At 70.9% G+C, this 21,071-nt stretch carries 17 protein-coding genes, 3 tRNA genes and 1 pseudogene; 12 read left to right on the top strand and 9 right to left on the bottom strand.

Going from position 1 to position 21,071, the window contains the following annotated elements; genetic code table 11:
- Positions 1–34: 34 nt before the first annotated feature.
- Positions 35–463, bottom strand: a pseudogene (locus tag BFF76_RS10830) (aminotransferase class IV); the annotation flags it as partial.
- A 69-nt stretch (positions 464–532) separates the two neighbouring features.
- On the opposite strand from BFF76_RS10830, the gene BFF76_RS10835 reads away from it, so the two are divergent.
- From BFF76_RS10835 to BFF76_RS10845, 3 genes are read left to right on the top strand one after another with little or no spacing between them, the layout of a single operon-like run.
- On the top strand, positions 533–1,111 hold the full coding sequence (locus BFF76_RS10835; RefSeq protein WP_031091779.1) for an NADPH-dependent FMN reductase: 579 nt from the start codon (positions 533–535) through the stop codon (positions 1,109–1,111).
- A 57-nt stretch (positions 1,112–1,168) separates the two neighbouring features.
- Positions 1,169–1,507 carry a divalent-cation tolerance protein CutA gene (cutA, locus tag BFF76_RS10840; RefSeq protein ID WP_031091778.1) on the top strand — a complete coding sequence of 113 codons (339 nt, stop codon included), beginning with the start codon at positions 1,169–1,171 and terminating at the stop codon, positions 1,505–1,507.
- Entirely contained in the window at positions 1,504–1,974 is a 471-nt protein-coding gene (locus BFF76_RS10845; RefSeq protein WP_031091777.1) for a gamma-glutamylcyclotransferase family protein, read from the top strand. Before cutA ends, BFF76_RS10845 begins: the two co-directional genes overlap by 4 nt.
- On the opposite strand, the gene BFF76_RS10850 is transcribed toward BFF76_RS10845, so the two are convergent.
- Complete coding sequence (locus BFF76_RS10850) at positions 1,937–4,012, bottom strand: molybdopterin oxidoreductase family protein (RefSeq protein ID WP_065848091.1); 2,076 nt, start codon at positions 4,010–4,012, stop codon at positions 1,937–1,939. The genes BFF76_RS10845 and BFF76_RS10850 overlap by 38 nt on opposite strands.
- Before the next feature lie 67 nt (positions 4,013–4,079).
- On the bottom strand, positions 4,080–4,829 hold the full coding sequence (locus BFF76_RS10855) for a SanA/YdcF family protein (protein ID WP_053928554.1): 750 nt from the start codon (positions 4,827–4,829) through the stop codon (positions 4,080–4,082).
- A gap of 180 nt (positions 4,830–5,009) precedes the next feature.
- Between BFF76_RS10855 and BFF76_RS10860 the strand changes: the two genes are divergently transcribed.
- From BFF76_RS10860 to BFF76_RS10880, 5 genes are all read left to right on the top strand, one after another.
- On the top strand, positions 5,010–5,915 hold the full coding sequence (locus tag BFF76_RS10860) for a sirohydrochlorin chelatase (protein WP_053928553.1): 906 nt from the start codon (positions 5,010–5,012) through the stop codon (positions 5,913–5,915).
- A gap of 36 nt (positions 5,916–5,951) precedes the next feature.
- Positions 5,952–7,262, top strand: a complete 1,311-nt coding sequence (locus tag BFF76_RS10865; protein WP_065848092.1) for a deoxyguanosinetriphosphate triphosphohydrolase — start codon at positions 5,952–5,954, stop codon at positions 7,260–7,262.
- 119 nt (positions 7,263–7,381) lie between these two features.
- The gene (locus BFF76_RS10870) at positions 7,382–8,641 is read left to right on the top strand and encodes an NAD(P)/FAD-dependent oxidoreductase (RefSeq protein WP_065848093.1); all 1,260 of its coding nucleotides are present in this window, start codon (positions 7,382–7,384) and stop codon (positions 8,639–8,641) included.
- A gap of 96 nt (positions 8,642–8,737) precedes the next feature.
- Positions 8,738–10,645 carry a DNA primase gene (gene dnaG / locus BFF76_RS10875; RefSeq protein ID WP_031091769.1) on the top strand — a complete coding sequence of 636 codons (1,908 nt, stop codon included), beginning with the start codon at positions 8,738–8,740 and terminating at the stop codon, positions 10,643–10,645.
- Between the two features lie 188 nt (positions 10,646–10,833).
- Entirely contained in the window at positions 10,834–11,910 is a 1,077-nt protein-coding gene (locus BFF76_RS10880; protein ID WP_065848097.1) for an RNA polymerase sigma factor, read from the top strand.
- A gap of 104 nt (positions 11,911–12,014) precedes the next feature.
- On the opposite strand, the gene BFF76_RS10885 is transcribed toward BFF76_RS10880, so the two are convergent.
- The 4 genes from BFF76_RS10885 to BFF76_RS10900 all read right to left on the bottom strand — a co-directional run bounded on the left by BFF76_RS10885 (position 12,015) and on the right by BFF76_RS10900 (position 17,628).
- Positions 12,015–13,940 carry an ABC transporter ATP-binding protein gene (locus BFF76_RS10885; RefSeq protein WP_031091767.1) on the bottom strand — a complete coding sequence of 642 codons (1,926 nt, stop codon included), beginning with the start codon at positions 13,938–13,940 and terminating at the stop codon, positions 12,015–12,017.
- Entirely contained in the window at positions 13,940–15,673 is a 1,734-nt protein-coding gene (locus tag BFF76_RS10890; protein ID WP_031091766.1) for an ABC transporter ATP-binding protein, read from the bottom strand. The genes BFF76_RS10885 and BFF76_RS10890 overlap by 1 nt, the downstream gene beginning before the upstream one ends.
- 138 nt (positions 15,674–15,811) lie before the next feature.
- Complete coding sequence (locus BFF76_RS10895; RefSeq protein WP_065848094.1) at positions 15,812–17,257, bottom strand: FGGY family carbohydrate kinase; 1,446 nt, start codon at positions 17,255–17,257, stop codon at positions 15,812–15,814.
- A gap of 68 nt (positions 17,258–17,325) precedes the next feature.
- Positions 17,326–17,628 carry a YtxH domain-containing protein gene (locus BFF76_RS10900; protein ID WP_031091765.1) on the bottom strand — a complete coding sequence of 101 codons (303 nt, stop codon included), beginning with the start codon at positions 17,626–17,628 and terminating at the stop codon, positions 17,326–17,328.
- A 181-nt stretch (positions 17,629–17,809) separates the two neighbouring features.
- Between BFF76_RS10900 and BFF76_RS10905 the strand changes: the two genes are divergently transcribed.
- The 3 genes from BFF76_RS10905 to BFF76_RS10915 all read left to right on the top strand — a co-directional run bounded on the left by BFF76_RS10905 (position 17,810) and on the right by BFF76_RS10915 (position 18,246).
- A tRNA-Asn gene (locus BFF76_RS10905) sits at positions 17,810–17,882 on the top strand.
- 5 nt (positions 17,883–17,887) lie between these two features.
- Positions 17,888–17,960: transfer RNA gene (locus BFF76_RS10910), tRNA-Asn, on the top strand.
- Between the two features lie 212 nt (positions 17,961–18,172).
- Positions 18,173–18,246 (top strand) — tRNA-Ile (locus tag BFF76_RS10915).
- A 486-nt stretch (positions 18,247–18,732) separates the two neighbouring features.
- Here BFF76_RS10915 and BFF76_RS32945 read toward each other — a convergent pair.
- On the bottom strand, positions 18,733–18,894 hold the full coding sequence (locus BFF76_RS32945) for a hypothetical protein (protein WP_167359484.1): 162 nt from the start codon (positions 18,892–18,894) through the stop codon (positions 18,733–18,735).
- A gap of 98 nt (positions 18,895–18,992) precedes the next feature.
- Entirely contained in the window at positions 18,993–19,676 is a 684-nt protein-coding gene (locus BFF76_RS10920) for a GntR family transcriptional regulator (protein WP_065848095.1), read from the bottom strand.
- A gap of 106 nt (positions 19,677–19,782) precedes the next feature.
- On the opposite strand from BFF76_RS10920, the gene BFF76_RS10925 reads away from it, so the two are divergent.
- Positions 19,783–20,949 carry a mandelate racemase/muconate lactonizing enzyme family protein gene (locus BFF76_RS10925; protein WP_065848096.1) on the top strand — a complete coding sequence of 389 codons (1,167 nt, stop codon included), beginning with the start codon at positions 19,783–19,785 and terminating at the stop codon, positions 20,947–20,949.
- Positions 20,950–21,071: the final 122 nt, after the last annotated feature.

Raw genomic sequence — 21,071 nt, forward strand, 5'->3', positions numbered from 1 at the left:
TCCGTCCCGTTCGCGCGCGCCGTGCCGAACATCAAACGCCCTGGCGAGTTCGGCCAGACCTACTACGGACAGCAGGCACGGCGCGCGCGAACGGGACGGACATCAGGCTCCGTGGCGTACCGTCCGCGTGGACCGGCTCCCGCACCGTCACCATCGGGACCGTCGCGGTTCTGTCCGGCGGCATGAAACCGTGCACCCGGACCGACGCGTCCCGTCTCCCGGCGCCGTCGAGCGCGTGCCCGATCAGCTCACGCACGCGCCGCCCGTCCAGCGGGAGTCCGAACAGCTCCCGGTTCGCGGAGTCCAGCCGGTCCAGATGCAGGGCGAGTCCCCGTACAGTGCGGTCCCTGACCTGCATCGCCGTGAAATGGCCGTAGCCGGCGAAGGCCGGGATCCGCAGATCCTCCCCGGTGGCAGGGTGCCCGTCGAACTCGACGTGGAGGTCCGGAGCGGAAGTCGTCATGGACTCCAGCGTAGGTGCCGCGACACCGCACTTGACCTCAAGTTTGGTTGAGGTGTGAGTCTGCGGTGCATGGACATCAACACACCTGCTTCCACCCCGTCCGACGCCCCGTTGAAGGTGGCCGTCATCCTCGGCAGCAACCGCGAGGGCCGCTTCGGGCCTGTCGTCGCCGACTGGTTCCTGGGGCGGGCGGCCGGCAACCCGGACATCGAGACCGAGCTGATCGATGTCGCGGAGACCGAGCCGCCCGCCGCCGGTGCCGACGGGGCGACGTCGCTGCTGGCACGCGCCGACGCCTTCGTCGTCCTGACCCCCGAGTACAACCACTCCTACCCGGCCCCGCTGAAGAGCCTCATCGACCGGCACTTCGCCGAATGGCAGGCCAAGCCGGTCGCGTTCGTGTCGTACGGGGGGATCTCCGGCGGCCTGCGTGCCGTCGAACACCTGCGCCAGGTCTTTGCCGAACTGCACGCCGTCTCCGTCCGCGACACCGTCTCCTTCCACAACGCGGGCGCCCTCTTCGACGACCGGGGTGTGCACAAGGACCCGGCCCAGGCGGACGGGGCGGCCAAGAGGATGCTCGACCAGCTGGTCTGGTGGGGCCGCGCCCTGCGCGAGGCCAGGATCCGCCACCCGTACGGTGGCTGACGCGGCCAGGGCCGACAATCGGGAGGCCACGGACGACGAGAACGAGGAGACCCGGGGATGACCGAGCCCGCATGGCTGACCGTACTGACCACCACGGACAGCGAGGAGAAGGCCCGCACCCTGGCCCGGGGCGCGGTGGACGCACGGCTCGCCGCCTGCGCCCAGATCCCCGCGCCCGTCACCTCCGTCTACCGGTGGCAGGGCGCGATCGAGACCGGTGAGGAGTGGCAGGTGCTGTTCAAGACGACGGCCGAGCGCTACGACGAGCTGGAGGCCCACCTCCTCGCGGCGCACGACTACGGGACGCCCGAGATCATCGCCACGCCCGTCGTGCGCGGCAGTGACCGCTACCTCGCCTGGGTGTCCGCGGAAACGGCACCCGTCGCGACGCCGTGACGGACGCCCGGCTGCCCTTCTTCGTGTACGGCACGCTGCTCCCCGGTGAGCCCAACCACGACCGGTTCCTCCGGGGCCGCACCCACGAGGAACGGCCCGCGGCACTGCCCGGGGCCCTCCTCTACGAGGGCCCCGGCTACCCGTACGCGATCGAGGGGCACGGCACGGTCCGCGGAGCGCTCGTCACCGCCGAACCCGGGGCGTACGCGGAACTGCTCGGGCTTCTGGACGACCTGGAGCAGTACCTCGGACCGGAGCACCCGCGCAATCTGTACGAGCGGGTGACCCGCCGGGTCGTTCCCATGCCGCGGCCGGGTGCGTCCGGCAGCGGCAGGGGTGAGCCCGTCCGCGCCTGGGTCTACCTCGCGGCCACCGCCGTCACCCGCTCCCTGCGCACCGGCGGCACGCCCGTACCGGACGGCGACTGGCTCAGCCGGCGGCCTCCACCCGCACGGCGCACACCTTGAACTCCGGCATGCGCGACACGGGGTCCAGCGCCGGGTTGGTCAGGGAGTTGGCCCGGCCCTCGCCCGGCCAGTGGAACGGCATGAACACGGTGTCCTGCCTGATCGTCACGGTGATCCGGGCCGGTGCCACCGCCCGCCCCCGCCGCGAGGTGACCGCGACGGCCTCCCCCTCGGCCACCCCGATCCGCTCGGCGAGCCGCGGATGCAGCTCCACGAACGGTCCCGGTGCGGCGGCGTTCAGCTCGGCCACCCGGCGGGTCTGCGCCCCCGACTGGTACTGGGACACGACCCGTCCCGTCGTCAGCACCACCGGGTACTCCGCGTCGGTCTCCTCCGCGGCGGCCCGGTGCGTGACGGGCACGAACCGGGCGCGCCCGTCGTCCGTGGCGAACCGCTCCAGGAACAGCCGCGGTGTCCCGGCGTGCCCCTCGTCCGGGCAGGGCCAGAACACCCCGTCCTCCGCCGCGATCCGCGCGTAGGTGATACCCGCGTAGTCGGCGGGGCCGCCCGCCGACGCCCGCCGCAGCTCGTCGAAGACCTCCTCCGGATCGGACGGGAAGCCCTTGCCGTGACCCAGGAGACCCGCCAGCGCTTCCAGCACCTCCAGGTCGCTGCGCACCCCGTCCGGCGGCATGACCGCACGCTGCCGCAGCAGTACCCGGCCCTCCAGGCTGGTCGTCGTCCCGCTCTCCTCCGCCCACTGCGTCACCGGCAGCACCACATCGGCCAGCGCCGCCGTCTCCGACAGCACCACGTCCGCGACCGCCAGGAAGTCCAGTGACCGCAGCCGCTCCTCGACGTGCCCCGCGTGCGGCGCGGACACGACCGGGTTGGAGCCCATGACCAGCAGCGACCGCACGTCCCGCCCCAGCGCGTCCAGCAGCTCGTACGCACTGCGCCCCGGCCCCGGCAGCGAGTCGGGGTCGACGCCCCACACCCCGGCCACATGGCGGCGTGCCAAGGGATCGGTGAGCTTGCGGTAGCCGGGCAGCTGGTCGGCCTTCTGGCCGTGCTCCCGCCCGCCCTGCCCGTTGCCCTGACCGGTCAGACAGCCGTAGCCGGACAGCGGACGGCCCGCGCGGCCGGTGGCCAGGCAGAAGTTGATCCACGCCCCCACCGTGTCCGTGCCCTTGGCCTGCTGCTCGGGCCCCCGCGCGGTGAGCACCATCCCGGTCCCTGCACCGCAGAACATCTCCACGGCCTCGCGCAGCTGCGGCACGGGCACCCCGGTGAGGCGCTCCACCAGTTCCGGCCAGTGCGCCATCGCACCCGCCCTGGCCCCGTCCCAGCCGTTCGTCCGGGTGTGGACGAACTCCTCGTCCACCCGTCCGTCCGCCACGACCAGATGCAGCATGCCGAGCGCGAGGGCCAGGTCGGTGCCGGGCCGGGGCGCCAGGTGCAGATCCGCCTGCTCGGCGGTCCTGGTCCGGCGCGGATCGATGACGATCAGCCGGCCGCCGTTCTCCTTCAGCTCGGTCAGATAGCGCAGCGCGGGCGGCATCGTCTCCGCGAGGTTCGAGCCGACCAGGATCACGCACCCGGTCCGGGGGATGTCCTCCAGCGGGAACGGCAGCCCACGGTCGAGCCCGAAGGCCCGCTGGTGCGCGGCGGCCGCCGACGACATGCAGAAGCGGCCGTTGTAGTCGATCTGCGAGGTGCCGAGCACCACCCGGGCGAACTTCCCGAGCGCGTAAGCCTTCTCGTTGGTGAGCCCGCCCCCGCCGAACACACCCACGGCGTCCGCGCCGTGCTCCGCCCGGGTCCCCCGCAGCCCGTCCGCGATCCTCCCCAGCGCCTCGTCCCAGCTCGCCGGCGCCAGCTCACCGCCCTCGTCGCGCACGAGGGGCCCCGTCAGCCGCACCCCGGCGGCGAGCACGGCAGGGGCCGTGCGCCCCTTACCGCACAGTGCCCCCCGGTTGACGGGGAACTCGGTACGCTCCACGACCTCGACCACCGTGCCGTCGGTGACCGGGCGCAGCTTCATCCCGCACTGGAGCGCGCAGTACGGGCAGTGGGTGGACGTCTCGGTGCTGGCCATACGCCCAGCGTGCGAGGCCGGTATTACGAGGACCGCTGCGCCCGGTTACGCCCCCGGTACGCGCACCTCAGCCCGCCCCGCCCGCCGCCGTGAGGTCACCGGCGAGCGCCTCCGCCACTCCCGGCTCCCGCGGCCCCAGGAAGTGCGGATCGGGCTCGAACACCACGTCCAGGAGCGCCTTGCCCGCCGCGAACACCTCCCGTGTCCCGCCGTAGTACCAGGTCACATCGTGTACGGCGTCGACCCCGACCCCGTACGCGTCGATCCCGGCCGAGCGGCACAGCGCGATGGCCCGCCGTATGTGGAATCCCTGGCTCACCAGGACGGCCCGGTCGACCCCGAATATCTTCCTGGCCCGGACGCAGGAGTCCCAGGTGTCGAAGCCCGCGTAGTCGCTGACGATCCGCCCGCCGGGCACACCGCGCGCGGTGAGATAGGTGCGCATGGCGTCCGGCTCGTCGTACTCCACGCGGCTGTTGTCCCCGGTGACGAGCACGACCCTGACCTTGCCGGTCCTGTACAGCTCGGCGGCGGCGTCCAGCCGGTCTGCGAGATACGGCGACGGCCGTCCCTCCCACAGCCCCGCCCCGAACACCACGGCCACCTGCCGCGCCGGCGCGTCCTCAGTCGTCCGCACCCGCGCGTCGGCCGCGGCGTGCAGCCACGTCGCGGGCGCCAGCGCCAGCACGCAGGCGGCCATCAGCGCCTGCACCAGCAACCGCTGCCCCCTCCGGGTCCGCGGCAGCCGCACAGCGGCCGGGCGTCTCCAGGTACTCAGCCGCAGACGGCGGAGTACCTCCGGTGTCCTCAGCCGCATGCGGCGCCCCCCGCGCTCGTAACGAACTCCTCATCCATGGGACGAACGACGGGGGCGAAAGGTTCGCGGTGCCCGTGTGAACAGGTACTGACACCATGGACACGGGCCCCGTGAGGCAGCGGCAAAGCACCGTCACCGGTGAGAAACGGCACGGCAACGTCCGCCCGGCACCATCGGTCCATGACGGAGACGGCACCGGAACACCCTCGTGAGCCCCTGCCCCTCGACAGCACGGCGCAACTCCTGACCAGCATCGCCTCCCAGCTCGGAAACCAGCTCAGCCTCGTCTCCCCGAACGGAACCCGCAGGCCCATGCACAGCATCCGGAGATCCGCACCCACCCTGGTCGCCGTCGCGCACGGCAGCCGGGACCCGCAGGCCCTGCGCACGGTCCTGGAACTCCTGGACCGGGTACGGGAGCTGCGGCCCGGCCTCGACGTCCGGCTGGGCCACATCGAGCTGAACGAACCCCTGCTGCCGGACACCCTGGACGGCATCGGCCGGGGGGACGCCGTGCTCGTGCCCCTGCTCCTCGGCCGCGGCCACCACGTCCGGCACGACCTGCCCCGTGCCGCCGAGGCCGCCGGCCACCTCCGGACCCGTGTGGCGGCCCCGCTCGGACCGCACCCGCTGCTCGTCGAGGCCCTGTACGAGCGCCTCATCGAAGCGGGCTGGCGTGACGAGGACGGCACGGACCGCAACGCCGCCGTCGTGCTCGCCGCCGCCGGGTCACGCGACCCCGACTCGGACGCCGACGCGCGCAGTACCGCCGCCATGCTCAGCGACCGCCTCGGCGGAGTCCCCGTCGTACCCGCGTACGCCTCGGCGGCCGCACCCGACGTCCCGGCCGCCCTGCGCGCACTCGCCGCCCGCGGCCGCCACCGGGTCGCCCTCGCCTCCTACTTCACGGCCCCCGGCCGCTTCGCGACCCTCTCGGCCGCCGCCGCGCCGGGCATCACCGCCGGACCGCTCGGCGCGCACCCGGCGATGGCACGCCTCCTGCTGCACCGCTACGACCAGGCCCTGGCCGGCACGACGCCCGCCCCCGGCGCCCTGACGTACCCGCTGTTCCTGGCCTCCGCCTGACCCGTACCGCCGGCATGCCGGTCTAATCTCGGGTACATGGACGGTACGCACGACCCCAGGGGCACACCGTACGGCGCGGCTGACGCCGAGCGCTGGGACACCGAGCCCGACAAACGGCCCGGCCGCACCGCGTTCCAGCGTGACCGGGCGCGTGTGCTCCACTCCGCCGCCCTGCGCAGGCTCGCCGGCAAGACCCAGGTCGTCACGCCGGGCACCCGCGGCACGGCCTGGGACGCCAGCCCCCGCACCCGCCTCACCCACTCCCTGGAGTGCGCCCAGGTCGGCCGGGAACTCGGTGCCGCGCTGGGCTGCGACCCCGACCTCGTCGAGGCGGCCTGCCTCTCCCACGACATGGGGCACCCGCCCTTCGGGCACAACGGCGAACAGGCGCTCAACGACTTCGCGTCGGACTGCGGCGGCTTCGAGGGCAACGCCCAGTCGCTGCGGCTGCTGACCCGCCTCGAACCCAAGCGTTTCGTCCGCGACCCCCGCAGCGGTGAGCTCGTCAGCGTCGGGCTCAATCTGACCCGGGCCGCCCTGGACGCCGCCACGAAGTACCCCTGGCCCCGGGGCGCGCACCCCACCGACCCCGGCTCACCGAAGTTCGGTGTGTACGAGGACGACCTGCCGGTCTTCGACTGGGTCCGCAAGGGTGCGCCGCAGGACGGCAGGTGCTTCGAGGCACAGGTCATGGACTGGTCCGACGACGTCGCCTACTCGGTGCACGACTTCGAGGACGGACTGCACGCCGGACACATCGACCCCGGCTGCCTCTTCTCCGAGCCGGAGCGGGCGGAGATCTGGGCCGTCGCCGTCGGCCGCTACGTCCCGGCGGACACCGACCCCGAGGAGCTCGCCGACGCCCTCGACCGGCTCACCGCCCAGGAGTGGTGGCCGCACGGCTACGACGGCACCGCGGTCGCCCAGGCCCGCCTGAAGGACGCGACGAGCCAGCTCATCGGCAGGTTCTGCCTGGCCGCCGAGTCCGCGACGCACACCGCGTACGGGCCCGGACGGCTCGGCAGGTACGGCGCCGAGCTCATCGTCCCGCGCGAGGTGCGCAACGAGTGCGCGGTGCTCAAGGCCGTCGCGGACCGTTACGTCATGCAGCGCGCCGAACAGGAGACCATCCGCGCCGGGCAGCGGATCGTCATCGCCGAGCTCGCCGCCGCCCTCACCGCACGCGCGCCCGAAGGACTGGAGCCGCAGTTCCGCGCGCTGTACGCGGAGGCCCCCGACGACCGGGGCCGTAAGAGGGTTCTCGTCGACCAGATCGCCGCACTGACGGACGCCTCGGCGCGGTCCCTTCACGGAACACTCACCGGCGCCCGGCAGACTGGACCTTGACCGGGCCACACGCCGGCGGCTGTGGCCTGATCGGGGCACACCCTCTTTCGCCGTCACCCTGCGTGCGGGACGCTCGCAGGGTGACGGCGCCGAGCAGCTAAGTACCGAGGAGGCATCAAGTGGTCGACGCACATCGGACGTTCGTCATCATCGGCGGAGGACTTGCCGGAGCGAAGGCGGCCGAGACGCTCCGGGCGGAGGGCTTCAGCGGCCGGGTGATCCTCATCGGCGACGAGCGCGACCATCCGTACGAGCGGCCTCCCCTGTCCAAGGGCTACCTGCTGGGCAAGGACGAAAGGGACTCCGTCTTCGTCCACGAAACGGCCTGGTACGCGGGCGCCGACATCGAGCTCCACCTCGGCCAGGTGGTCACCTCCATCGACCGGGCGGGCCGGTCCGTACTGCTCGGCGACAACACGGTCGTCCACTACGACAAGCTGCTGCTCGCCATGGGCGCGGAACCCCGACGCCTCGACATCCCGGGCACCGACCTCGTCGGCGTCCACCACCTGCGCCGTCTCGCCCATTCGGACCGGCTGCGCAACGTCCTCGCAGCCCTCGGCCGCGACAACGGACACCTGGTGATCGCCGGAGCCGGCTGGATCGGCCTGGAGGTCGCCGCGGCGGCCCGCGGCTACGGCGCCGAGGTCACCGTCGTCGCCCCCTCGGCGACCCCGCTCCACCATGTCGTGGGCCCGGAGGTCGGCCAGATCTTCACCGACCTGCACGCCGAGCACGGCGTCCGCTTCCACTTCGGTGCCCGCCTCACCGAGATCACCGGACAGGACGGCCTGGTCCTCGCCGCCCGCACCGACGACGGCGAGGAGCACCCCGCCCACGACGTGCTCGCCGCGATCGGGGCGGCCCCGCGCACCCAGCTCGCGGAGGCCGCCGGGCTCGACATGGCGGACCGGTCCCAGGGCGGCGGTGTCGTCGTCGACACCTCCCTGCGCACCAGCGACCCGCACATCTACGCCGCCGGTGACATCGCGTCCGTGGACCATCCGCTCTTCGGCTCCCGGCTGCGCGTGGAGCACTGGGCGAACGCCCTGAACAGCGGACCGGCCGCCGCGAAGGCCATGCTCGGCCAGGAGGTCTCCTACGACCGCGTGCCCTATTTCTTCTCCGACCAGTACGACCTCGGCCTGGAGTACTCCGGCTGGGCGCCGCCCGGTTCGTACGACCAGGTCGTCATCAGGGGCGATGCCGGCAAGCGCGAGTTCATCGCCTTCTGGCTGAAGGACGGCCGGGTCCTCGCCGGGATGAACGTCAATGTGTGGGACGTCACCGAAGGCATCCAGGCACTGGTCAGGGCCGCCCGTCCGGTCGACCCGGACGCCCTGGGAGACCCCTCGGTGCCCCTGGACTCCCTGCTCTGACCGGTGGCCCGGGCATCCGGGACCGCCCGGCGCCCGGGGCGGTGGCCCCGCGGCCGCCCGGTCCCGGATGCCCGGGCCCACCCGTAGACTTCACGCGTGGCAGGCAGGATCAATGACGACGACGTGAAGGCGGTCCGGGACGCGGTCCCGATCGACGCCGTCGTGTCCGAGTACCTTCAGCTGCGCAACGCGGGCGGCGGCAACCTCAAGGGACTCTGCCCCTTCCACGACGAGAAGTCCCCCTCCTTCCAGGTGAGCCCCGGCAAGGGCCTGTTCCACTGCTTCGGCTGCCAGGAGGGCGGCGACACGATCGCCTTCGTGATGAAGATCGATCACCTCACCTTCTCCGAGACGGTCGAGCGCCTCGCCGCCAAGGCGGGCATCACCCTGCGCTACGAGGAGGGTGGCTACAACCCCTCCCACCAGCGCGGCGAGCGCATCCGGCTGGTCGAGGCACACAAGATCGCCGCCGATTTCTACCGCGAACAGCTGAACGGCCCCGAGGCGGAGATCGGCCGGAAGTTCCTCGCCGAGCGCGGCTTCGACCAGGACGCGGCGGCCCACTTCGGCGTCGGCTACAGCCCCGCCGGCTGGGACCACCTCACCCGCTTCCTGCGCGGCAAGGGCTTCAGCGACAAGGAGCTCATCAGCTCCGGCATCTCCCAGGACGGCCGCCGGGGCCCCATCGACCGCTTCCGCGGCAGGCTGATGTGGCCGATCAGCGACACCTCGGGCGAGATCGTCGGTTTCGGAGCCCGCAAGCTCCGCGACGACGACAACGGCCCGAAGTACCTCAACACCCCCGAGACCTCGATCTACAAGAAGTCACAGGTGCTGTACGGCATCGACCTGGCCAAGAAGGACATCGCCAAGGCGAGCCGGGCCGTCGTCGTCGAGGGCTACACCGACGTGATGGCCTGCCACCTCGCCGGTGTCACCACCGCCATCGCCACCTGCGGGACGGCGTTCGGCGGGGACCACATCAAGATCCTCCGACGGCTCCTGATGGACAACGGCAGTGCCCGGGTGATCTTCACCTTCGACGGGGACGCGGCCGGCCAGAAAGCCGCTCTGCGCGCCTTCGAGGACGACCAGAAGTTCGCAGCCGAGACCTACATCGCGATCGCCCCGGACAACATGGACCCGTGCGACCTGCGGCTCGCCAAGGGCGACGACGCCGTCCGCGACCTGGTCGAGCCCCGCACTCCGCTCTTCGAGTTCGCGCTCCGGCAGATCGTCGGGCGCTACGACCTGGAGACCCCGGCCGGCCGCGCCGCCGCCCTGGACGAGGCAGCACCCGTCGTCGCCAAGATCAAGACGAGCAGTGTGCAGCGGGAGGTGGCCGTCCAGCTCGCCGGCTTCGTCGGCATCCTCGACCAGGAGTTCGTCGTCCACCGGGTCAACCAGCTCGGCCAGTGGGCCCGCGGGCGGGGAGACAAGCGAGGATCCGCGCCGGCCGCATCCCGTACCGGCGCACAGCACCAGCAGGTCCAGGCCCCCGCCGCCCCGTCCGGTCCCGCGCTCAACCTCCGCAGCCCGGCGCACCGCACCGAGCGGGAGCTGCTCAAGCTCGCTCTGCAGAAACCCGCCCTGGTGTCCCCGGCCTTCGACGCGTACGGCGTCGACGAGTTCACCGCGCCGCCGTACGCGGCGGTGCGCCAGTGCATCGCGGAGGCGGGCGGCGCGGAGCTGGGCGTCGCCGAGACCCGCGAGTACCTGGTCCAGGTGCTCGACGCGACCCCCGACGACACGGTGCGCAAGCTCGTCACCGAGCTCGCGGTCGAGGTCTTCCACGGCAAGTCCATCGACGAGACCTACGCGGGCGAGCACCTGGTCAAGGTCCGGCTGCGCGCCGTCGACCGCAGGATCGACGACGTCCAGGGCAGCCTCGCCCGTCTCGGCAGCAACGTCGCCCCGGACCATCTGGCCGCCGCGCAGAACGAGGTCTGGGTCCTCCAGCAGTACGCCCAGTCGCTGCGGAGCCACGGCGCCGCCGCCCTCTGAGCCTCCGAGCCGGACCGGATGAGCAGCCCGTCACCCTCCGGGCGCAAAAAGTCACCGCACGCCCCTCGTGGCAGCCATGTGTCGTACGCCACACTGGGTGGCGGTGCCTGAGTCATCGGAGCGCGTCGGTCCGCCCAGTGCGGACCTCCATCCCGCGATCCTGCAGCGATCACCTGGAGGTCGCCCCCGTGCAGACCCGGACCGTGCCCACCCCGACCGAGCATGTCCCGGCGATTCCCGCGCAGAACCGGGTCACACGGCACCCGGAGACGGCGGGCACGCCCGAACCCGTGCTGGAGGAACCGGTGGAGCCCCCCGGGTCCCCGGAGCCGCGGAGCCGTCCGGAAGCCGGCGGCCCGACGTCCGACCTCTTCCGTCAGTACTTACGCGAGATCGGCCGGATACCGCTGCTCAGCGCCGCCGAGGAGGTGGACCTCGCCCGCCGGGTCGAGGCGGGGCTCTTCGCCGAGGAGCGGCTCGCGGGCACCCCCGACCCCGACTCCCGGCTCGCCGTCGACCTGGACCGGCTGGTGGTCATGGGGCGGATGGCGAAGCGACGGCTCATCGAGGCCAACCTCCGCCTCGTCGTCTCCGTGGCCAAGCGCTACGTGGGCCGAGGCCTGACCATGCTCGACCTGGTCCAGGAAGGGAACCTCGGCCTGATCAGAGCGGTCGAGAAGTTCGACTACGCGCGGGGCTACAAGTTCTCCACGTACGCGACGTGGTGGATCCGCCAGGCGATGTCCCGCGCACTGGCCGACCAGGCCAGGACCATAAGGGTCCCGGTGCACGTCGTCGAGCTGATCAACCGCGTCGTACGCGTCCAGCGCCGCATGCTGCAGGAGCGCGGCTACGAGCCGACCCCCGAAGAGGTCGCCGCCCAGCTCGACCTGACGCCCGAACGCGTCGGCGAGGTCCTGCGTCTGGCCCAGGAACCCGTGTCCCTGCACGCCCCCGTCGGCGAGGAGGACGACGTCTCCTTCGGCGACCTCATCGAGGACGGCGACGCCGCCTCACCCGTGGAGTCGGCGGCCTTCCTCCTGCTGGGTGAACACCTGGAGGCGGTGCTCTCCACCCTCGGGGAGCGAGAGAGGAAGGTCGTCCAGCTCCGTTACGGCCTGGACGACGGGCGGCCCCGCACGCTCGAGGAGATCGGCAGGATCTTCGGCGTGACACGCGAACGCATCCGCCAGATCGAGTCCAAGACGCTGGACAAGCTGCGGGACCACGCCTTCGCCGACCAACTCCGCGGCTACCTGGACTGAACGGAGCGGCGGGTGACGGCGGGGGCGAGCGCACGGCCGTCGCGGCGGGGGCCGAGACAGCGGGGGCCCTCACTGGCCCCTGCCGCCCCGCGACGACGAAGCCGTCACTCGACCTCGGCCGGCGCCTGCGCGAACTGCGCCGCGTACAGCCGGGCGTAGGCCCCTGCGGCCGTCAGCAGCTCTTCGTGGGTGCCCTGTTCGACGATCGAGCCGTCCTCCATGACCAGGATCACGTCCGCGTCCCGGATGGTGGAGAGCCGGTGCGCGATCACGAAGCTCGTACGGCCGTGGGCCAGCCGCGCCATCGCCTTCTGGATCAGCACCTCGGTCCGGGTGTCGACCGAGCTGGTGGCCTCGTCGAGCACCAGGATCACCGGGTCGGACAGGAACGCCCGCGCGATGGTGATCAGCTGCTTCTCGCCCGCGCTCACCCCGGCCCCCTCGTCGTCGATCACCGTGTCGTAACCGCCGGGCAGCGTACGGACGAAACGGTCGGCGTGGGCCGCCCGCGCCGCCTCCTCGATCTCCTCCCGGCTCACGTCGCCCGAGGCGCCGTAGGCGATGTTCTCCGCGATCGTGCCGCCGAACAGCCAGGTGTCCTGGAGCACCATGCCTATGCTTGAGCGGAGTTCGTCACGCGACATCTTCGCCGCGTCGACCCCGTCGAGGGTGATGCGGCCGCCCGTCACCTCGTAGAACCGCATCAGGAGGTTGACCAGCGTCGTCTTGCCGGCACCGGTCGGGCCGACGATCGCGACCGTGTGGCCGGGCTCCACGCTCAGCGAGAGGTCCTCGATGAGCGGCTTCTCCGGGTCGTACCGGAAGGACACGTTCTCCAGCGAGACACTGCCGCGCAGTTCCTTCGGCCGCTCTCCCGGATCGGGGTCGGGCGCCTGCTCCTCGGCGTCCAGCAGGCCGAAGACCCGCTCGGCCGAGGCGATGCCCGACTGCACCAGGTTCGCCATCGAGGCGACCTGCGTCAGCGGCATCGAGAACTGCCGCGAGTACTGGATGAACGCCTGCACGTCACCGATCGACAGCGAACCCGACGCCACGCGCAGCCCGCCGACGACGGCGACCAGCACGTAGTTCAGGTTCGAGACGAACATCATCAGCGGCTGCATGATCCCGCTGTTGAACTGCGCCCTGAAGCCCGCCTCGTACAGCGCGTCGTTCTGTTCGGCGAAGTCCCTCGCGGACTCCTCCTGCCGCCCGAAGACCTTCACCAGGGTGTGGCCGGTGTACATCTCCTCGATGTGGGCGTTGAGTCTGCCCGTCACCTTCCACTGCGCCACGAAGTGCGGCTGCGACCGCTTGCCGACCCGCGTCGCGACGAACACCGACAGCGGGATCGTCACCAGTGCGACCAGAGCCAGCAGCGGTGAGATCCAGAACATCATGAACACGACGCCGACGATGGTCAGCAGGGAGTTGATGAGCTGGCCCATCGTCTGCTGCATCGTCTGCGCGATGTTGTCGATGTCGTTCGTCGCCCGGCTCAGCACCTCGCCGCGCTGCTGCCGGTCGAAATAGGACAGCGGGAGCCGCGCCAGCTTGGTCTGCAGGTCCTCGCGCAGCTGGAAGACGACCCGGTTGATCACCCGGATCGACAGCCGCGTCGACACCAGCATCAGGAGCCCCGCGCCGACGTAGACCACCAGTGCCGCCAGCAGCACCTGGCCCACCGCACCGAAGTCGATGCCGTCGCCGGGGGTGAAGTCCACCCCGGTCAGCATGTCGGCGAGCCCGCCGCTGCCCTGCTCGCGCAGGCCGTCGATGGCCTGCTCCTTCGTCGTGCCGTCCGCCATCTGCCGCCCGACGACGCCCGCGAAGATCAGGTCCGTGGCCCCGCCGAGGATCTTGGGCCCCGCCACGGAGAGCGCCACGCTCAGCGTGCAGGCGCCCAGCATCAGATAGAGCGAGGACTTCTCCGTGCTGAAGCGTCTCAGCAGCCGCTTCCCCGACCCCTTGAAGTCCAGGGACCGCTCGGTGGGCGCCTGGGCCATCATTCGTCCGCCCGGTCCGGCCATCAGGCGGCCTCCGCTTCCGTCAGCTGCGAGAGCACGATCTCCCGGTAGGTTTCGTTGCCGTCCATCAACTCGTGGTGGCTGCCCGTCCCGACGACCCGGCCCTCGTCCAGCACCAGGATCCGGTCGGCGTCACGGATCGTGGAAACCCGCTGGGCCACGATCACCACCGTCGCCCCCGCCGTCTCGCGCGACAGCGCACCGCGCAGCGCGGCGTCCGTCGCGTAGTCCAGGGCCGAGAACGAGTCGTCGAAGAGATAGATCTCCGGCCGCTGCACCAGCGTCCGCGCGATCGCGAGCCGCTGCCGCTGGCCACCGGAGACATTCGTGCCGCCCTGCGAGATCGGCGCGTCGAGGCCGTGTTCCAGCCGCTCCACGAAGTCCTTGGCCTGCGCCACCTCCAGCGCGTGCCACAGCTCCTCGTCGGTCGCGTCCGGATTGCCGTAGCGCAGATTCGTCGCGACCGTCCCCGAGAACAGGTACGGCTTCTGCGGCACCAGGCTCACGGTCTTCGCCAGCAGGACCGGATCCAGCACCGACACGTCCGTACCGTCGACGAGCACCTCGCCGTCCGTCACGTCGAACAGCCGCGGCACGAGCCCGAGCAGCGTCGACTTGCCGCTGCCCGTCGACCCGATGATCGCGGTCGTCTCGCCGGGCCGTGCCACGAGATCCACCGAGCGCAGCACCGGCTCCTCGGCGCCCGGGTACCGGAACTCCGCCCCCCGTATCTCCAGATGACCGTGCTCGAGCAGCTTCGTGACCGGAGAGCTGGGCGGCACCACACTCGACTCGGTCTCCAGGACCTCCTGGATGCGCTCGGCGCAGACCTCGGCGCGCGGCACCATGATGAACATGAAGGTGGCCATCATCACCGACATGACGATCTGCATCAGATACGCGAGGAACGCGGTCAGGGCCCCGATCTGCATGCCGCCGCTGTCGATCCGGTGCGCCCCGAACCAGACCACGGCGACGGACGACAGGTTCACCACCGTCATCACCGTCGGGAACATGAGGGCCATCAGCCGCCCCGTGGACACCGCGACGTCCGTCAGCTCCCTGTTCGCGCCGCGGAAGCGCTCCTCCTCGTAGCCGTCACGGATGAAGGCGCGGATGACGCGGTTGCCGGTGATCTGCTCGCGCAGCACGCGGTTCACCATGTCCAGCCGCTCCTGCATCGTGCGGAACAGCGGTCGCATCCTGCGCACGATGAGGCTCACCGAGATACCGAGAACGGGCAGCACGGCCAGCAGCACCGCCGACAGCGGGACGTCCTGGCCGAGCGCCATGACGACGCCGCCGACACACATGATGGGCGCCGACACCATCAGGGTGAACGCCATCAGGACGAGCATCTGGACCTGCTGCACGTCGTTGGTCGTACGGGTGATCAGCGAAGGCGCCCCGAACCGTCCCACCTCGCGCGCGGAGAACGACTGCACCCGGCCGAAGACCGACGCCCGCACGTCCCGTCCGAGCGCGGAGGCCGTTCTGGCGCCGTGGTACACCGCCCCGATGTTGCAGACGACCTGGATGACGCTGACCGCGATCATCACGGCGCCGTACTGCAGGATGTAACCCGTGTCACCCCGCACGACACCGTTGTCGATGATGTCCGCGTTGAGGCTGGGCAGATAGAGGCTTGCGCAGGTCTGCAGGAGCTGGAGCAGCACCAGCAGCACAATGGGACGTCTGTACGGACCGAGGAAGGTCCGCAGAAGTTTTATGAGCACACGAGTCTCTCGGAGTCGGCGAAAGGCAGAGGCCGGTCCATCCTCCGGCACTCCGGACCGCCGCTGCCATCGGTTTCCCCCAAACCCCGGTCAAATCCCGGGATCGCACTCCTCGGTCCCGACTCCGGGGGTGTCCCCTCAGGTGGTACCGCCGAACGCCCCGGGGTGGATCTGGTCCCGGGTCGCCCCGTACTGCTGACGCACGGCGCGGCCGACCGCGAGCTCGTCACCCGGCTCCAGCACCTGCGCCGCGGCGTCCCGCCACGCCGGGGGAGTGCGGGGATCGAGCGTCCCCTGCGAGACCCCGAGGGCCCACGCCGCCTGCCGTGCCGCACCCAGTGCCGCGTACTCGGCGGGCTGCGGGACGACGACCTGGGTACCGAACACCGAGGGCGCCAGCGCCTGCACGGCGGGCAGCTCGGCGGCCGCGCCCAGCAGGAACACCCGCCGCACCTCGACGCCCCGGCCCCGCAGCACGTCCAGCGCGTCGGACAGCGAGCACAGCATCCCCTCGAAGGCCGCCCGCGCCAGGTGTTCGGGCTTCATCGACTCGCGCCGCAGCCCGCTCAGGGTCCCCGCGGTGTGCGGCAGCTGCGGGGTGCGCTCGCCCTCCAGATACGGCAGCAGGACGAGTCCCGACGCACCCGGCGTCGACTTCAGTGCCAGCGCGGACAGTTCGTCCAGTCCGTCCACCCCCAGCATCTCGGCCGTACCGCGCAGCGCGCGGACCGCGTTCGACGTGTGGACGACCGGCAGGTGCATGCCGGTCGCGTCGGCGAAGGAGGTGATCATCCCCGTCGGGTCGGCCAGCGCCTCGTGGTGCACGGCCATCACCGAGCCCGAGGCGCCCAGCGACACGACGGCGTCCCCGACGGCGACACCGAGCCCGAAGGCCGCGGCCATCGTCTCGCCGGTACCCGCCGAGATCAGCAGTCCCTCCGGTGTCATCCCGGCGGCGTCGGCCGGGCCGAGGACCTCGGGCAGCGCGGCCTGGCGGCCGAGCGCGAGTTCCACGAGGTCGGGCCGGTAGGAGCCGGAGCCCGCCGACCAGTAACCGGTGCCGGACGCGGCACCGCGGTCCGTCGTCCGGCGGGCGGGCCGGCCGAGGAGCTGCCAGACCAGCCAGTCGTGCGGCTGAAGGACGGCGGCGACCCGCTGCGCGTTCTCCGGCTCGCTCCGCACCATCCACCGCAGCTTCGCCACGGGTTGCGAGGCCTGCGGCACGGCCCCGACCGCCTCGGCCCAGGGCTGCCGCCCTCCGAGCCCGTCGATCAGATCGGCCGCGGCGGCCTGCGCCCGCCGGTCGTTGCCGAGCAGCGCCGGCCGTACGAGATTCCCCTGGTGGTCCAGCGGCACCAGTCCGTGCTGCTGCGCGGACACACCGATCGCCTGCACGCCTTCGAGCAGCCCTCCGGAGGCCGCCTCACCGAGTGAGAGCAGCCACGCCTGCGGATCCACCTCGGAGGCCTTGGCCTCGATGGGATGCGCGGCGTATCCCTGCCGCAGTACCTCACCGGTGTCCGTGTCGCAGACGACGATGTGCGTGAAGGCGGATGAACTGTCCAAGCCGGCCACTATGCCCATGCACAAGATTCTGCCGCACCCGCGGACCGTTCCCGTACCGGGCGGTGTGCCCGGTACGGGAACGGGCCTCAGGTGTTCGTCGTACCCCAGTCGTCGCTTCCGTTGTGGCCGCTGCGCTCACGCAGCGAGCGCACCCGGTCGGAGACGGAAACGGGGACCTTGTCCCCGACCTTCTCGCTCACCGAGTGGTAGGCCTTGCCGGCGAAGTCCCGCCCACCGTGCGCGGCGGACTCCGCCGCGTTCCGTACGGCCGGGTTCTCGGCCAGCTGCTGCGCGGCCTTCTTGAGCTGCTCGTAACGCTCGCGCCCGGCTCGCGTGCCGAGCACGTAACCGAGGGCCACTCCGGCGATGAATGTGAGCCGGTACCGCATGGCTGCCACCCTTCCTTGACTCCGTGCGACGTGTGCTGCCCGCCTACCCGCACACCAGCGAGATCACCCCGGGAGATACCGATTGGCGGAGCACCCCCCTGGTTGCGCTAATGTATGTGTCGCAGCGAACGCGCGCCGCTCGGCTTCAGCCAGGCAGGTACGATTCGAGGCAACGCAGCAATCCCCTGTAGCTCAATTGGCAGAGCAGCCGGCTGTTAACCGGCAGGTTACTGGTTCGAGTCCAGTCGGGGGAGCGCGATCCCCTGTAGCTCAATTGGCAGAGCATTCGGCTGTTAACCGGAGGGTTACTGGTTCGAGTCCAGTCGGGGGAGCGGAACGGAAGAGGGCCCTTCGGGGTCCTTTTTCGTGTGCCCGCACAGGGGCGGACCGTGACTCTTTCGGGGGGATTCCGCACCGCCCGGAACCGGGCAGCGCGCAGCGATGTCTTCATGGTCACGCGAAGCCGATCATCCGCAGCAGGAGATCGTATGACCGGCTATGCTGCGGCAGACGGCGCGCACACTTGTACGCGCCACGCCGAGACGGGGCGGTAGCTCAGCCGGTTAGAGCAGCGGACTCATAATCCGTCGGCCGTGGGTTCGAGTCCCACCCGCCCCACCCAGCATCCCCAGGCAGAATCGTTCTGACCTGGGGAAACGCGTTTTCGGGAGCCTTTTCGCGTGTGGCGGTCGCCTCACGGCGGTGTGGCGACTGCGGATTCTCGCGCATCGAGGTTGACCCCTAAAGGGCTTTGACCTGGGGGTTTGCAGCGACGCCTTCGTGGGAGCGTCGTGGAACGGTCCCACGGCCGTTGAGGGAGGCGCCGCACTCCGCACAATCTTCACCACCTTGACGCGACATAGCCCACTCCCCAGTGGCTTGTGGTGCCTTGGCGCGGGGCCGAGTCGGGGTGTGCTGTCTTGTGCGATGACTTTCGTCGCCGCGAGCGGTGGTCATGTAGACGATGTCGCGCTCGATCCCCGGACCAGCAGTGCCGGGATCGTTCCGCCGGAGGTTGTCGAGGCCTTGGCCGAAGTCGGTCAGGTTGCCCTGGATGTCACGCATCGGTTCCTTCCGGTCCGTACAGCGGCGCGCGGCCAACTGTCAGATCGGCGTCACCGAGGGGTCCTTGCCGAACCGGCGACGTGGCACGACGCGCTCGACGGCCGTCTCGTGCCTTCGCTCCGCAGTGGTGAGGGCCCGGGCGGCCAGTTGGAGTCGGAGCAGCGTCACCGCCTCGTCCAAGGTCTCGGCGCCGATCTTCACCTAAGCGAGCGGCTCACCGGGCGTCACCGTGGACCAGCAGGAACCGCCAGGCCGGTGCCTCCACCGTCCGCGGCGCTTTCTGGCGTTCCATCTGAGCATCACGCCGTGTGGGCGCCTTCGCGGTCTTCGAGGGCGGTGATGGCGGTGACTGTGAGGCTGTGGGCGACGTGGTCACGCATCAACCGGGCGGCCTCGGCCGCCCGTCCGTCCTCGATGAGATCCACGAGTTGGTGATGCTCCTGGAGGTCACGGGTGCGGGGTTCGTCGCCGGGCGGCAGTTCGAGGCCGAGACGGCGGTAGCGGTCGGACTTGTCCCAGAGGCCGTCCAGGAGGCCGATGAGCACGTCGTTGTGCGAGGCCCGGTACAACGCCTGATGGAAAGCGCGGTGGGCGGTGAGTGCCTCTTCCCCCCACTGACGCGTGACGGGGAGCAGCTTGCCGACGGCAGCCCGCATGGTCGCGATGTCCTCGTCGGTGCGCCGTAGGGCCGCGAGTTCGGCGGCGGTCGGGTCCAGGGACAGGCGGACCTCGAACAACTGGCGGGCTTCGTCCGAGGTCATGGTGGAGACCCGGACGTCGCGGTGGGTCTCGACGGTGACGAGCCCTTCACTGCTGAGGCGGCGGATGGCCTCGCGCAAGGGCGTGATGCTCATGTTCAGGGACTCGGCAAGGTCGTACTGCGCGAGCCGTGACCCCGCGGGCAGCGTGCCGAAGAGGATCCGACCGCGCAGCTCCGCGTAGGCGAGGTCGCTCTTGCTGAGGAACAGGTTCGTGTCGGCCATCGCCCTGTACGGATCCTTTCCGGGCGCTCGCACCCCTTGACAGTCCCGGTCGGACGCCTCAGCCTAACACCGACGTAACTTATAAGATATTAGAGAGGTCGCTGCAGTGAAGATCACCAACGTCTACGAGGGCGTAGTCCCGATCAGCTCCTCGATCCGCAACGCCTGGATCGACTTCAGCTCCATGGACTGCTCGATCGTGGCGATCGAGAGCGACGTCATCCGTGACGGCAAGCCGCTCGTCGGCTACGGCTTCAACTCCAACGGCCGCTACAGCGCCGGCGAGATCCTGCGCCGCCGCGTCCTGCCCCGCCTGCTGAACGCCGAGCCCGGCAGCCTCCTCGACAACCAGGGCGGACTGGACCCGGCCAAGGCGTGGGACGTGATGATGCGCAACGAGAAGCCCGGCGGCCACGGCGAACGCTCGGTCGCGGTGGGTGTGGTGGACATGGCCCTGTTCGACCTGGCATCCAAGATCGAGGGCAAGCCGCTGTACCAGTACCTGTCCGAGCGCCACGGCGACGGGCAGCCCGACGACTCGGTGTTCGTCTACGCCGCCGGTGGCTACTACGCGCCCGGCAAGACCTTCACCGACCTGCAGGACGAGATGCGCGGCTTCCTCGACCTCGGCTACGACGTCGTGAAGATGAAGATCGGCGGCGCCGACCTGGCCGAGGACCTGCGACGCATCGAGGCCGTCATCGACGTCCTGGACGGCGACGGCTCCCGGCTGGCCGTCGACGTCAACGGCCGCTTCGACCTCACCACCGCGCTCGAGTACGGGCGGGCCATCGAGCCCTACGGTCTGTTCTGGTACGAGGAGATCGGCGACCCGCTCGACTACCACCTCAACGCCACCGTCGCCGAGCACTACAAGGGCTCCATCGCCACCGGAGAGAACCTCTTCTCCCTGCAGGACGCCCGCAACCTGATCCGTTACGGCGGTATGCGCCCCGACCGGGACACCCTCCAGTTCGACCCGGCCCTCTCCTATGGGCTCACCGAGTACCTGCGCATCCAGGACATGCTCCGCCAGCACGGCTGGTCCTCCCGCCGCTGTATCCCGCACGGCGGGCACCAGTTCTCCCTGCACATCGCCGCCGCCCTCAAGCTCGGCGGCAACGAGTCCTACCCGGGCGAGTTCCAGCCCACCGGCGGCTTCGCCGACGACGCCGTCGTCGAGAAGAGCAGGGTCGGCCTGACCGACACCCCCGGCATCGGCTTCGAGAGCAAGGCCGCCTTCTACAAGGTCCTGCGCGACCTGCACAGCTGACCGGCACCGGCAGAGCGGCCCGCCTCGAACAGCGGGCCGCCTGCGCAGGCTCGAGCTCCGCCGAGCGCCACGTACGACCCGGGGACGCGAGCCGCATCACGTCCCCGTTATGTTCTCCACGG

The sequence above is a fragment of the Streptomyces mutomycini genome (assembly GCF_001700505.1).
GTDB lineage: Bacteria > Actinomycetota > Actinomycetes > Streptomycetales > Streptomycetaceae > Streptomyces > Streptomyces mutomycini.

What these genes read in the sequence shown, in the direction of transcription:
- BFF76_RS10835 (WP_031091779.1), top strand. Translation starts at nt 533, where the DNA reads ATGGACATCAACACACCTGCTTCCACCCCGTCCGACGCCCCGTTGAAG.
- cutA (WP_031091778.1), top strand. Translation starts at nt 1,169, where the DNA reads ATGACCGAGCCCGCATGGCTGACCGTACTGACCACCACGGACAGCGAG.
- BFF76_RS10850 (WP_065848091.1), bottom strand. Translation starts at nt 4,012, where the DNA reads ATGGCCAGCACCGAGACGTCCACCCACTGCCCGTACTGCGCGCTCCAG.
- BFF76_RS10855 (WP_053928554.1), bottom strand. Translation starts at nt 4,829, where the DNA reads ATGCGGCTGAGGACACCGGAGGTACTCCGCCGTCTGCGGCTGAGTACC.
- BFF76_RS10860 (WP_053928553.1), top strand. Translation starts at nt 5,010, where the DNA reads ATGACGGAGACGGCACCGGAACACCCTCGTGAGCCCCTGCCCCTCGAC.
- BFF76_RS10865 (WP_065848092.1), top strand. Translation starts at nt 5,952, where the DNA reads ATGGACGGTACGCACGACCCCAGGGGCACACCGTACGGCGCGGCTGAC.
- BFF76_RS10885 (WP_031091767.1), bottom strand. Translation starts at nt 13,940, where the DNA reads ATGGCCGGACCGGGCGGACGAATGATGGCCCAGGCGCCCACCGAGCGG.
- BFF76_RS10895 (WP_065848094.1), bottom strand. Translation starts at nt 17,257, where the DNA reads ATGGGCATAGTGGCCGGCTTGGACAGTTCATCCGCCTTCACGCACATC.
- BFF76_RS10900 (WP_031091765.1), bottom strand. Translation starts at nt 17,628, where the DNA reads ATGCGGTACCGGCTCACATTCATCGCCGGAGTGGCCCTCGGTTACGTG.
- BFF76_RS10920 (WP_065848095.1), bottom strand. Translation starts at nt 19,676, where the DNA reads ATGGCCGACACGAACCTGTTCCTCAGCAAGAGCGACCTCGCCTACGCG.